The organism is Paractinoplanes deccanensis, from assembly GCF_016862115.1.
In the GTDB taxonomy this organism is placed as follows: domain Bacteria; phylum Actinomycetota; class Actinomycetes; order Mycobacteriales; family Micromonosporaceae; genus Actinoplanes; species Actinoplanes deccanensis.
This window is the reverse complement of record NZ_BOMI01000047.1, coordinates 1-12,416: the sequence shown is the minus strand read 5'-3', so window position 1 is coordinate 12,416 and position 12,416 is coordinate 1. Positions and strand designations below refer to the sequence as shown.

General features: G+C 73.4%; 12 protein-coding genes and 1 pseudogene. 1 reads left to right on the top strand and 12 read right to left on the bottom strand.

Annotated features, from left to right (window positions below; genetic code table 11):
* Window positions 1-61: 61 nt before the first annotated feature.
* The 12 genes and pseudogenes from Ade02nite_RS13595 to Ade02nite_RS13540 form a co-directional block, all read right to left on the bottom strand.
* Window positions 62-1,855 carry an ABC transporter ATP-binding protein gene (locus Ade02nite_RS13595; RefSeq protein WP_203761968.1) on the bottom strand — a complete coding sequence of 598 codons (1,794 nt, stop codon included), beginning with the start codon at window positions 1,853-1,855 and terminating at the stop codon, window positions 62-64.
* Window positions 1,852-3,543: an ABC transporter ATP-binding protein gene (locus Ade02nite_RS13590; RefSeq protein ID WP_203761967.1), complete on the bottom strand. Its 1,692-nt coding sequence runs from the start codon at window positions 3,541-3,543 to the stop codon at window positions 1,852-1,854. Before Ade02nite_RS13590 ends, Ade02nite_RS13595 begins: the two co-directional genes overlap by 4 nt.
* 49 nt (window positions 3,544-3,592) lie before the next feature.
* Window positions 3,593-3,847 carry a hypothetical protein gene (locus tag Ade02nite_RS13585; protein ID WP_203761966.1) on the bottom strand — a complete coding sequence of 85 codons (255 nt, stop codon included), beginning with the start codon at window positions 3,845-3,847 and terminating at the stop codon, window positions 3,593-3,595.
* Window positions 3,848-3,856: 9 nt separating this feature from the next.
* Window positions 3,857-4,909 carry a tRNA (adenosine(37)-N6)-threonylcarbamoyltransferase complex transferase subunit TsaD gene (gene tsaD / locus Ade02nite_RS13580; RefSeq protein WP_203761965.1) on the bottom strand — a complete coding sequence of 351 codons (1,053 nt, stop codon included), beginning with the start codon at window positions 4,907-4,909 and terminating at the stop codon, window positions 3,857-3,859.
* Window positions 4,902-5,339 carry a ribosomal protein S18-alanine N-acetyltransferase gene (rimI, locus tag Ade02nite_RS13575; RefSeq protein ID WP_203761964.1) on the bottom strand — a complete coding sequence of 146 codons (438 nt, stop codon included), beginning with the start codon at window positions 5,337-5,339 and terminating at the stop codon, window positions 4,902-4,904. Before rimI ends, tsaD begins: the two co-directional genes overlap by 8 nt.
* Entirely contained in the window at window positions 5,339-6,205 is an 867-nt protein-coding gene (gene tsaB, locus Ade02nite_RS13570; protein WP_203761963.1) for a tRNA (adenosine(37)-N6)-threonylcarbamoyltransferase complex dimerization subunit type 1 TsaB, read from the bottom strand. Before tsaB ends, rimI begins: the two co-directional genes overlap by 1 nt.
* 135 nt (window positions 6,206-6,340) lie before the next feature.
* Window positions 6,341-7,033: a uracil-DNA glycosylase gene (gene ung, locus Ade02nite_RS13565; RefSeq protein WP_203761962.1), complete on the bottom strand. Its 693-nt coding sequence runs from the start codon at window positions 7,031-7,033 to the stop codon at window positions 6,341-6,343.
* Between the two features lie 13 nt (window positions 7,034-7,046).
* Complete coding sequence (tsaE, locus tag Ade02nite_RS13560) at window positions 7,047-7,511, bottom strand: tRNA (adenosine(37)-N6)-threonylcarbamoyltransferase complex ATPase subunit type 1 TsaE (RefSeq protein ID WP_203761970.1); 465 nt, start codon at window positions 7,509-7,511, stop codon at window positions 7,047-7,049.
* On the bottom strand, window positions 7,511-8,587 hold the full coding sequence (locus Ade02nite_RS13555; RefSeq protein ID WP_203761961.1) for an alpha/beta fold hydrolase: 1,077 nt from the start codon (window positions 8,585-8,587) through the stop codon (window positions 7,511-7,513). The genes tsaE and Ade02nite_RS13555 overlap by 1 nt, the downstream gene beginning before the upstream one ends.
* 248 nt (window positions 8,588-8,835) lie before the next feature.
* Window positions 8,836-9,942 (bottom strand): annotated as a pseudogene (alr, locus tag Ade02nite_RS13550) (alanine racemase); the annotation flags it as partial.
* Window positions 9,943-10,050: 108 nt separating this feature from the next.
* Complete coding sequence (locus Ade02nite_RS13545; RefSeq protein WP_203761969.1) at window positions 10,051-11,517, bottom strand: NAD(P)H-hydrate dehydratase; 1,467 nt, start codon at window positions 11,515-11,517, stop codon at window positions 10,051-10,053.
* Between the two features lie 71 nt (window positions 11,518-11,588).
* The gene (locus Ade02nite_RS13540; protein ID WP_203761960.1) at window positions 11,589-11,957 is read right to left on the bottom strand and encodes a holo-ACP synthase; all 369 of its coding nucleotides are present in this window, start codon (window positions 11,955-11,957) and stop codon (window positions 11,589-11,591) included.
* A 137-nt stretch (window positions 11,958-12,094) separates the two neighbouring features.
* Between Ade02nite_RS13540 and Ade02nite_RS13535 the strand changes: the two genes are divergently transcribed.
* On the top strand, window positions 12,095-12,416 hold a 322-nt coding region (locus Ade02nite_RS13535; RefSeq protein ID WP_203761959.1), incomplete at its 3' end, for a hypothetical protein.

Genomic DNA, 12,416 nt, shown 5'->3' with positions numbered 1-12,416 from the left:
AGCGCGTAAAACGCGCGGGCGGGTGCGGCGCGGGCGGTGTGGGCGGGTGCGGCGCGGGTCGTCAGCGGATGGCGGTTGCCGCCTCCGACTCGTCGGCGGGGTCGGGGGCTCGTTCGCCGTGCCAGGAGCGCCAGAGGGCCGCGTAGGGGCCGTTCGCGGCGACCAGCTCGTCGTGGGAGCCGAGCTCGGTGATGCGGCCGTCCTCGACCACGGCGACGCGGTCGGCGTCGTGGGCCGAGAAGAGCCGGTGCGCGATCGCCACGACCGTGCGGCCGTGGAGCACCGCCGCGAGCGAGCGTTCGAGGTCTCGGGCCGCCCGCGGGTCGAGCAGCGACGTGGCCTCGTCGAGCACCAGCGTGTGCGGATCGGCGAGCACCAGCCGGGCCAGCGCGAGCTGCTGTGCCTGCGCGGCGGTCAGCGCGTGCCCGCCGGCGCCGACCACCGTCTCGAGCCCCTCCGGCAGGGCCTCCGCCCACTGCAGCGCGTGCACCGCCGCCAGCGCCGCCCGCACCTCGTCCTCGGCAGCGCCCGGCCGCACCATCGCGACGTTGTCGTGGACCGTTCCGATGAAGACGTGATGCTCCTGGCTGACCAGCGCGACCTCGGTGCGCAGCTTGTCGAGCGGCAGCTCCCCCAGCGGCACGCCGCCCACGGTGATCGTCCCGCTGGTCGGCTCGTGCACGCCCGCGAGCAGCCGCCCGAGCGTCGACTTGCCGGCGCCGGACGGCCCCACGATCGCGAGCCGCTCCCCCGGCGCGAGCGTGAGATCGATGCCGTGCAGCACCTCGCGTCCGGCCACATAGGAGAAGCGGACGTCGCGGACCTCGATGCGGGTGCCGTCCGGCTCCGGCGCCCGCGCGGTCTCGCCGGCACGTGGCTCCTCGGTGGCGATGCCGAGCAGGCGGGCCAGCGACGCCCCGCCGATCTGCAACTCGTCGAGCCAGCTCAGCAGCCGGTCGAGCGGGTCGATCAGCATCTGCGCGTAGATCACCGCGGCGGTCAGCTGCCCCAGCGAGATCGAGCCGCGCAGGTAGAGCCAGCCTCCCAGCACCAGCGACGCCACCACCGGCAGCACATAGGCGCCCTCGACCACCGGGAACCACACCGTGCGCAGGAACAGCGTGTAGCGCTCGGCCACCCAGCTGCGGCGCAGGTCGGCGTCGGACCGGTCGATCCGCTGCCGCTGCCGGCGTAGCGCGTCGACCGTGCGGGCGCCCTCCACCGTCTCGGCGAGGCCGTCGGTCACCGTCGAGTAGACCGCGTTCTGCCTGAGGTATCCGGCCGGGGCCCGGCGCAGGTACCACCTCGTGCCGACCACCAGGATCGGCACCGCGACCAGCAGCGCCAGTGCCATCACCGGGGTGACCACGACGAGCGCGCCCACCACGAGCACCACCGTGATCAGCGCGATCATGGTCTCGGGCACGGCCAGGCGCACACACCTCGACAGGGCGTCGACGTCCCGGGTCGTCCGGGTGAGCAGGTCGCCGGAGCCCGCCCGCTCCACTGTGGAGAGCGGCAGCGCGAGCACCCGGTCGACGAACTCCTCGCGCAACCGGGCGAGCACTCGCTCGCCGAGCCGCGCCGAGGCCAGATGGGCGAAGCGGACCAGGATCGCTTGCAGCACAACGAATCCGGCGATCAGCGCGGCGAGCCGGTCGACCACGCCGACGCCCTCGCCGTGCCGGATCGCCTCGACCAGGTCGCCGAGCAGCCGCGGGCCGACCAGCCCGGCGAGCGCGCCGAGCACGTGCAGGCCGACCGCGACGCTGAGGGCCCGGGGGTAGCGCCGGAACAGGTCGCGGGCATAGCGCCGCACCTGGGCCGTGCCGGCCACCGGCAACAGGTTGCTCACGCCGCGTCCTCTCGCAGGACCGTCCGGGCATAGCCGGGCTCGGTCTCCAGCAGCCCGCGATGGGTGCCCGTGGCGACCACGCGGCCCTCCTCCACATACAGCACTCGGTCGGTGCGATTGAGCACCAGCGGGCTCGACGTGCAGATCACCGTCGTGCGGCCGGATCTCTCCCGGACGAGCCGGTCGGCGATGCGCGCCTCGGTGTGCGCGTCGACCGCGCTGGTCGGCTCGACCAGCACGAGCGTGTCGGGGTCGGCGACCAGCGCGCGGACCAGCCGCAGCCGCTGCTGCTGACCGCCGGAGAAGGACCGGCCGCGCTCGGCGACCTCGCTCTCCAGCCCGTCGGGCAGGGCCTCGACGATGTCGGTCGCGGCGGCCGCGTGCAGCGCCGAGGGAAGGCGGCCGTCGTCGTGCGGGGCGAGATCGGACCGCAGCGGGCCGGTGAACAGCCGCGCGTCGTTGTCGCCGACCAGGATCCGCTCGCGGACGGTGGCCAGCGGGAACGACGACAGCGGAAGGCCACCGACGGTGCCGCCCTCCGCGTATCTGCCGAGGCGGTCGGCGATGGCGGCGGCCTCGGCGGGAACCGCCGCGACGATCGCGGTGACCTCGCCAGGCCGGACGACCACGCCGGACCGCGGGTCGGCGAGCTCGCCGGTGAGCCGGCTCGCGGGCAGCGGCTCCGCGGGATCGGGCAGGTCGGTCTCGGCGCTCAGCATCGCGACGACGCGGCGCGCCGAGACGTGCCCACGGGTCAGCTTGTCGATCGCCTCGGTGAGCTGCCGCAACGGCGTGACCAGGAACGCCGCGTACGCGTAGAAGGAGACCAGCTGGCCCACGGTGATGTGCCCGCCGAGCGCGAAGCGCGCGCCGAGCCAGGTGACCAGCACGAGGAAGATGCCGGGCAGCAGCACCTGGGCCGCCTCGAGCAGCGACTCGACCTGGGCCGTGCGCACGCCGGCGGCGCGCAGCCGCTGCGACTCGGCGCGATATCGCTCGCCCATGACCGACTCGCCGCCGATGCCGCGCAGCACCCGCAGCCCGCCCACGAGGTCGGCGGCGCGGCCGGTGAGCAGCCCCTGCTGATCGCGTGAGGCCTGCTGGAGCCGGTGCAGCGGGCGGATCAGCAGCCCGACGATCGCCATGAGCAGCGGCACGCCGAGCACCACCACGAGGCCGAGCGGCACCGACGTGGTGAGCAGGATGACCGTCACCGCGACGACGGCGATGAGCGAGCCCGTGCCGCGGGCGGTGATGTCGATCGCGGAGCCGATCTGGCGGATGTCGGAGGTGCCGATCGCGACGACCTCGCCGGTGTCGAGCCGCCGGGGCAGCGCCGAGCCGAGCCGCCCGGCCTGGCGGACGGTGACCTGGACCGTGCGGAACATCGCCGCGAGGAAGTTGACCACGGCCAGCCGGTGGCGCACCACGCCGAAGAACGCCTGGCCCAGGCCCGCGGCGAGCAGCGCCAGCGACCAGATCAGCAGGCCCCTGCGGTCGCGGTCGGTGGCGGCGTCGATCGCCTTGCCCACCACGGCGGGAACGACGGCCTGGCAGAGCATCCAGAGCACGGCCATGAGGATGGCCCCGTACACGGATCGCCACGAGCGCCGGACCAGCCACCGCAGATAGCGGACGGCTGACCGGCCGTCGGGATTGCCGGGATCGGCATCAACAAGTTGTCGCATCAGGGCCCCGACGTTACGGCGGGGGTACGACAATTCGCGACGCGTTTTCCTACCGGTCGACGGGTGTGAAGTCCCACACGTGCGGCGCCCGGGCGATCAGCTTCGACGGCGGCGCGGGCAGGCTCTCGGGGCTGTGCCGCCACTTCGAGATGACGACGATCCGGTTGTCCGTCGACGAGTAGACGTCGCTCGACACGTGCTGCGGCAGCACCTCGATGCGCGGCACCGCCACGTCACAGACCCACGACAGCAGCTCGTCGAAGCCGCTGTTGGAGGCCCGTATCTCCCACATCCGCGCGATCATGTTGGCTTCCTACCCCGCCACGCTGACCGAGGTCAATGGCATCGCCGAATCGGCGGGCAGATCGAGACGGCTGGGCGCGACGCCGGCGGCGACCAGCCGCGAGCCGAGCGCCGCGACCATGGCCCCGTTGTCGGTGCAGAGCTGCGGCCGGGGCACCCGGACCTCGATGCCGTGCTTCACCGCGCGCTGCTCGGCGAGGACCCGCAGCCGCGAGTTCGCCGCGACACCGCCGCCGATCACCAACGTCCGTACGCCCCGGGTCAGACAGGCGTCGATCGCCTTGGCCGTCAACACGTCGCAGACCGCCTCCTGGAAGGAGGCCGAGACGTCGGCGACCGGCACCGGCTCGCCGTCGCGCTGACGCGTCTCGACCCAGCGGGCCACGGCCGTCTTCAGCCCCGAGAAGGAGAAGTCGAACCGGTGCGCCGCCAGGTCCTTCGGTGCGGTCAGCCCGCGCGGGAAGGCGATCGACGCGGCGTCACCCTCGCGGGCGGTGCGGTCGATGATCGGCCCGCCCGGGAAGCCCAGTCCGAGCAGGCGCGCCACCTTGTCGAACGCCTCACCGGCGGCATCGTCGATCGTGGCGCCCAGCGGCTCGACGCCGTTCGTGAGGTCGTCCACGAGCAGCAGCGAGGAGTGGCCGCCGGAGACCAGCATGGCGACGGCCGGCTCGGGCAGCGGGCCGTGCTCGAGCGTGTCGACGGCCACGTGCGCCGCGAGGTGGTTGACGCCGTAGATCGGCTTGTCGGCCGCCAGCGCGTACCCCTTGGCTGCAGCGACCCCGACCAGCAGCGCGCCCGCGAGACCCGGCCCGCTGGTCACCGCGATCGCGTCGATGTCGGCGAGGGTGACCTTCGCCTCGTCGAGCGCGCGCTGCATGGTCGGCACGAGGGCTTCGAGGTGGGCGCGGCTGGCGACCTCGGGCACGACACCGCCGAAGCGGGCGTGCTGGTCCACACTGGACGCGAGCGCGTCGGCGAGCAGGGTGTGCCCGCGCACGATGCCGACACCGGTCTCGTCGCAGGAGGTCTCGATGCCGAGGACCAGGGGCTCGTCAGGCATTGCGCATCATCACCAGGGCGTCCGTGTTGCTGGGTTGGTAGTAGCCGCGCCGGATGCCGACGGGCTCGAAGTCGTACGTGGCGTAGAGCCGCTGTGCGGGCGCGTTGTCGACCGCGACCTCCAGCAGCGTCTGCTTGATGCCGAGCCGGGCGGCCTCGGCGAGCAGCGCCTCGAGAAGCGCCCGCCCGGTGCCGCGCCGCTGCCCGTCGCGCTTCACCGCGATGTTCTGCACCCACGCCTCGTCGGGCGTGGCGGCCAGTCCCGCGTAGCCGACGATCTCGTCCTCGTCACCGAGGGCGACCAGATAGAAGTGACGCTGGGCGAGCTCGTTCCAGAACATCGCCGCCGACCACTTCTCGTCGCCGAAGAGGTCCTGCTCGATCGGCAGCACGTCGGCAATGTGCCACCAGCGGAAACGCTCGATCCGCATCAGGTGAGCACCGGCTTGCGGCCGCCCGGTTCGACGGCGTCGGGCCGGCGGAGGTACAGCGGTGTCAGCTGCTCGCCCGGCGCACCGGACCGGATCCGTCCGGCCGCCAGCGCCACGAGGGCGGCCCCCGGCGGATAGAGGAGATGCTCTTCCACCGGTACGCCGAAAAGGTCCCCGTACTTGAGCGCGCCCTCGCCGGCCGCGCGATCGAAAACCGTGGCCGTCCGGGACGTCTTGGCCCAGTCGTCCTTGCCCTCGTCGGGTTCGGCGATCACGGCTTCCATCTCGGCGCGGGCGAGGACGGCCGCGAGCCGGGCGGCGTCGGCACCGGCCATCGCCGTGGCCGATTCGATGATCTCCGACTCGGAGAGGGCGGCCGACTCCGCCGCCTCGCTGGTCCTTTTCCGGTACGCCTGCCCGAGCACGTCGGCGACGTCGGCCGGCTTGGCCACCTCGGGCCCGAAGACCCGCACGCCGTCCACATAAGTCGCGAAGTAGACCTCGCGCCGCCGCGCGTCGGTGGCGACCAGCACCCGCCCCGGCCCGGCCGCCCGGCCGATGCCGTCGAGCGAGCACACGCCGTACGTGGGGATGCCCAGCGCCTGCCCCATGCTCGCCGCGGTGGCCAGGCCGACGCGCAGGCCGGTGAACGGCCCCGGCCCCAGCCCCGCCACGATCGCGCCGAGATCACCCGTCCGGGCCCCCGCCTCGGCGAGCGTGGCGGCGATCTCCGGCGCGAGTTTCTCGCCGTGCGCACGGGGGTCGACGGTGCGCCGCTCGGCGACCCCGGTGAGGCGGTCGGCGGTGACCTCCACCAGGGCGGCCGTCGACGCGGGGGTCGCGGTGTCCAGAGCCAGTACGAGCACGTCCCCGACCCTAACGCGCCGGGGTTGCGCCGCTCGCACCATCCTTTGGTTAGCCGGCTTCCCACCCCTACGGCATAGTTAGCCGGCTTCCCACCCCTACGGCATGGTCAGCCGGCCACCGATCACGAAGCTTCGTCAGCCGGCCACCGGTTCGGCCCGCGGGTCCCAGTCGATCAGCGGGCGGCCGCCGTCGGCCAGGGCCTTGTTCGCCGCGCTGAACGGGCGGGCGCCGCGGAACCCCTTCGGGTTGAGCGGGCTGGGGTGGCCCGCCTCGAGCACCGCGTGCACCGGGTTGGTGATCAGCGCGGCCTTCTTGCGCGCGTACCCGCCCCAGAGCAGGAACACGACCCGCTCGTCCCGCGCGTTCAGCGCCTTGATCGTCGCGTCGGTGAACGCCTCCCAGCCCTTGCCGCCGTGCGACGCCGCCGCACCCGCGCGCACCGTGAGCACCGCGTTGAGCAGCAGGACGCCCTGCCGCGCCCAGCCGGTCAGATCGCCGGAGGTGGGCGGCGCGATGCCGACGTCCTCGGCCAGCTCCTTGAAGACGTTGCGCAGCGAGGGCGGGATCCGCACGCCCTCGCGCACGCTGAAGCTCAGCCCGTGCGCCTGCCCGGCGCCGTGGTACGGGTCCTGGCCGAGGATCAGCACCCGGGTCTGCTCCGGCGGGCACAGCCGGTACGCCGCGAACAGGTCCTCGATCGGCGGATAGATCGTGTGCGCCGCGTACTCCGCCGCCACGAACTCACCGAGCGTCGCCGTCTCCTTCTCGTCGAGGAAGCCGGCCAGCTCGGCTCGCCACTCGGCCGGCAGCAGTTCCGCCAGATTCACGTTCTCCCCTTCGTCAGTCGCCCGTGCCGGGCAGGTCCTCGAGCCGGGTCACCCAGTCGCCGCCGTGCGGGATCAGCTCGATCACCCGCGTGTCGTCGTCCAGCCGGTCGATCCGCACTTGCAGGTATTCGTCGTTCAACTGCTCGACCATGCCGGCCCCCCACTCGACGACGGTCACCGCGTCGTCGGCCGAGGCGTCCAGGTCAAGGTCGTCGATCTCGGCCCGCGGATCCGGGCTGTCACCCAGCCGGTACGCGTCCGCGTGCAAAAGCGGCGTCCGCCCGCGATGCACCCGGGCGATCACGAACGTCGGCGACGTGATCGCGTCGGTCACCCCGAGCCCGGCCCCGATGCCCTGCACCAGGGCGGTCTTGCCGGCCCCGAGCGGCCCGGTGAGCAGCACCAGGTCGCCCCCGCGCAGGATGCCCGCGAGCCTGCGCCCGAACTCGTGCGTGTCCTCGACCGTCGGCAGCTTGATCACGAGATCTTCTCCAGGAACGGCAGGAGCACGGTGTTGACCTCGTCGGCCTTCTCCAGCATCACCACGTGGCCGCTGTTCTCGACCTTCACCAACTCGGCCTCGGGCAGGTATTTGAGGATCTCCTCGGAGTGGGTCACCGGCGTCAGGTAGTCCTTTGTGCCGACGATGACCAGCACCGGCACGCCGCGCAGCGCGGACAGCGCCGGGAAGCGGTTGTGCGAGTACAGCGTGTGCAGGTATTTGGTCAGCGTCTCCACCGAGGTCTTGGAGTTCATGTTCTCCACGAACGTGACCAGGGAGGGGCTCGGCTTCGGCTCACCGAACCCGTACCGGCGGGTGAGCAGCCACGACAGGTCGGACGAGACCATCCGGGCCCGGTCGATCCGGCTGCCGCCGAGGCGGGCCGCCTTGCCCCAGAGCGGGAAGAACGGGGCGCTGGCCCGGGCGACCAGCGTCGGCACGCCGACCTTGGCCTTGTCGATCAGGCCGGCCGAGGTGGACATCAGCACGACGCCGGTGACCCGCTCGCCGAACCACTCCGGGTATTGCTCGGCGAAGGCCATGATGGTCATGCCGCCCATGGAGTGGCCGACCAGGATGATGTGCCCGTCCGGGACCGTCGCGTCGAGCACCGCGGCGAGCGACTTGCCCAGCGCCGCGATGTCGTAGTCGCCGGACTGGAGCCGGCTCGACTTGCCGTGCCCCGGCTGGTCGTAGAAGACCAGGCGCTGATCGCCGCGCTCGGTGAGCGCCTTGCGCTGGAAGTAGAAGGTGCCCATGTCCAGCGCGAAGCCGTGCACGAAGACGATCGTCGGCTTCCCGCTCGGCTTGCGTGGCTCGACGATCTCGACATGCAGATCGGTGCCGTCCGCGGCGGTCACGGTCAGCTCGCGGTCGAACGGCTGGTCGCCGAAGGGCTCGTCCACATAGGGATCACCGGGCGCGTTGACCGAACGGCGCACCAGCACCCGCTCGACGGCGAACGCGGTAGCGAGCCCCGCCGCCACCACACCGACCGCCGCACCCGCGATGCCGACCTGCTTGGCCCGCCGCGACCCGCGCGCCGGACTCATGCGGACGCCCCTTCGCCGGTCGCCGTCACCCCGGCCGTCCCACCCGCCGAGGCCGCCCGATCCGGTGAGGCCGCTCCACCCGCGGAGGCCGCCCCACCTGCCGAGGCCGGCCCACCTGCCGAGGCCGGCCCACCTGCCGAGGCCGGCCCACCTGCCGAGGCCGCCCCAGCCGTCCCACGCGCCGAGGTCGCCCCACCTGTCGCGCCGTCGGACGGCACCGAGGGCGTCGCGTCGCGCGTGCCGGCCGTGCCGTCGTAGAGGCGCGGGACGCGCGCGCTGCCGAACCGCGTCACGATCTCGTAGTTGATGGTGCCGACCACCTCGGCCCAGTCGTCGGCGGTCGGCTCGCCGTCGTCGCCCGGCCCGAACAGCGTCGCCACCTCGCCGGACTCCACCGGGTCATCGCCGACGTCGAGCACGATCTGGTCCATGCAGACGCGGCCCGCGATCGTCCGCCGCTTGCCGCCGAGCTGCACCGGTCCCGAGTTGGAGGCATGCCGCGGCACCCCGTCGGCGTATCCCAGCGGCACCAGCGCCAGCGTGGTCTCGCGCTGCGTGTGGTACGTGTGCCCGTAGGACACGCCCTGACCGGCGGGAACCCGCTTGGTCTGCGCCACCCGCGCCTGCGCGGTCATCGCCGGCCGCAGCCCGAAGGTCTCGCCGGCGACCGGCGACAGCCCGTAGACGGCGATGCCGGGCCGCACCAGGTCGTAGTGGGCGTCGGGGCGCGTCAGCGTGGCGGCCGAGTTGGCGATGTGCCTGTACCGCGGGGTGATGCCGAACCGCTCGGCGGTGGCCAGTCCCTCGGCGAAGACGGCGAGCTGGTCGTCGATCGTCTCGTGGCCGGGCGCGTCCGCGTAGACGAAATGGCTCCACACGCCGACCACGTCGATGTCGCCGTCGGCCTGCGCCTTGGCCGCCGCCTCGAGAACCGCCGGCCACTCGGCCGGTGTCGCCCCGCCCCTCGCCAGACCGGTGTCGATCTTCAGGTGTACGCGGGCGGTCCGCTCCGCCCGCCGCGCCGCCGCCACGATCTCGCCGAGGATCTCGAGGCTGCCCGCGCTGAGATCGATGTCGGCCGCCACGCCCTCGTGCAGCGGCATGCCGGGCGAGTGGAGCCACGACAGCACCGGCACCTCGATGCCGGCCCGGCGCAGCGTCAGGGCCTCGTCGAGCGTGACGACACCGAGCCACGTCGCCCCACCGGCGAGCGCCGCGCGGGCGGCCGGCACCATGCCGTGCCCATAGCCGTCGGCCTTGACGACCGCCATGACCTCGGCGGTGGTGCGGCCGCGCAGCAACGCGACATTGTCCCGGATTGCGTCCAGATCGACCCGGACCTCGGCCTGCCACATGATTCCCAGCCTACTTATTCGGTATGACGATTTCCGTTCCGCCAGCCTCTGCCGTCACGCCGGCTCCGGCGGCGACTCCACCATGACCGGCCTCGAGCCGCGACCGAGTCACCCCGGAAGTGGACTTGGCAGCAGCTCCGCGATGACCGGGCGAAGCGCGGCGGCCACGTCCGGCGCGGTCACCGGGCCGCCGAGCGCGGCCCTGCGACCGGCCAGGCCGTGGGCGTAGGCCGCGGCGACCGCGGCGCGCTCCGGCGCCAGGCCGCCGGCCAGCAGGGAGCCGAGCAAGCCGGCCAGCACGTCGCCGCTGCCCGCCGTGGCGAGCACCGACGTGCCGGTGGGGTTGACCCAGACTTCGCCGGCCGGGGTGGCCACGATCGTCCGGTCGCCCTTGAGCAGCACCACCGCGTTCATCCACGAGGCGAGCCGCAGGGCGCTGCCCATCCGGTCGGCGCCGGGCGCCTCGCCGGCCAGGCGCTTGAACTCGCCGTCGTGCGGAGTGATCACCAAGGGCGCGTTGCGGCGCAGGTCCTCGGCATGCCGGCCGTCCACGAGCAGGGTCAGCGCGTCGGCGTCGAGCACCACCGGCACCGGGCTCGCCAGGACGGTGCGCAACGTCGTGCGCGCCTCGTCGTCGGTGCCCAGGCCGGAGCCGCACACCCAGGCCTGCACCCGGCCGGCGTCGTTGACCCTGGGCACGGCCACCACCGACGGGTGGGCGCGGACGACCTCCTGGTGGCCGCTGCCCGCGTATCGGATCATGCCGGCCGGGCCGGCGAGCGCGCCGGCCGTCGACAGGATCGCCGCGCCGGGATAGGTCGCCGAGCCGGTGGCCACGCCGACGACGCCGCGGCTGTATTTGTCGGACGCGGGGCCGGGCTGTGGCCACCACCCCGCGATGTCCTCGGCGTCGGGCACCCGCAGGGCCGGATCGGCGCGCAGGACCGGCCCGAGCCCGATGTCGACCAGCTCGACCTGTCCGCAGCGCGGCGCCGCCGGGCCGACGAAGTGGGCGGGCTTGTAGCAGCCGAACGTGACGGTGACGTCGGCTTCCACCGCCTCGCCAGGCACATCGCCCGTGTCGACCGCCACGCCGCTGGGCACGTCGACGGCGACGATCGGAGCTCGCAGGCCGGTGCGGCCCCTCAGGTCACGCAGCGTCTCGACGATGACCGTGGCGGGAGGGCGCAGCCCGCCGCTGGTGCCGATGCCGACGATGCCGTCGAGCACCAGATCGGCCCGGTCGGGCAGGTCACGAACGGTGAAGCCGCCGGCCGCGCGGAGCGCGGCCAGGCCCGCGAGGTGGACGCGCTCGGGGCGCAGCAGCAGGGCACGCACCTGCGCGCCGCGCCGGGCCAGGGCGGCGCCGGCGTAGAGGGTGTCGCCGCCGTTGTCGCCGCTGCCGACGAGCAACAGCACGCTCGCGCCGTAGACGCCGCCGCTGTCCTCCAGCAGCAGCACACAGCGGCGCGCAAGCCCGGCGGCCGCCCGCTGCATGAGCGTGCCCTCGGGCAGCGTGGCCATCAGCGCCTTCTCGGCCGCCCGCACATCGGCGACCCGCCATGCCTGCCGCAACTCGTCCTCCAGCCCTCGGGTGTTGCCGACGGTTCTATGCCGTGGGTACGACATTTTCGCATCGGCGCTGGTCAGGACTCCGCGACGACCATCGCCGAGGCGATCCCCCCGTCGTGGGACAGGGAGAGGTGCCACCGGTTGATGCCGCGCTCGGTGGCGGCCGCGGCGACCGTACCGGAAACCGTCAACCAGGGACGGCCGTCCGGATCGGCGACGATCTCGCAGTCGTGCCAGCGCAGCCCGGCGGGGGCGCCGAGCGCCTTGGCCACCGCCTCCTTGGCCGCGAAGCGCGCCGCGAGCGACTCGGCGGAGCGCGGGCTGCCCGACCCGGTCATGCGCTCGTCCTCGGTGAACAGCCGGACCCCCAGCAGCGGCGTCCTCTCGAGGGCGCGCGCGAAGCGCTCCACCAGAACCACGTCGATGCCGACAGCCACGATCACGTGCCAACCCTAACGGCAGGCTCCCTTCTACCGCGCGGGTCGGCCGTGCTCAAGCCCTGTGGACAACTCCGCTGCGTGATCGGGACGGTTGTCCACAGGGCCGCCCACGCGGCCCTTGCGGGCCCTAACGTCGGCGCATGCCTTCGCACCGCCCTTCGCACCGCCTGGAGCTGCCGATGCATCCCGATCTCGAAGTCGACACCGACGAGCTGCGCCGCGACGCCACCGCCATCGCCGGCACGGCGTCCCGCATCACTTCCGCGACGGCCCAGACGCCGGCGACCGGCACGACTCCGCGCTGGGCCACCTCCGACGCCGCCGGCCTGGCCGCCGAGGCCGCCCGCCACCAGCTCGCCCTGATCGGTGCCGAGGTGGCCGAGACGGCCCGGCGCATCACCACCGCCGCCGCCGACTACGAGCTGGCCGACGCCCGCGCCATGACCCGGCTGAGGCTGACCC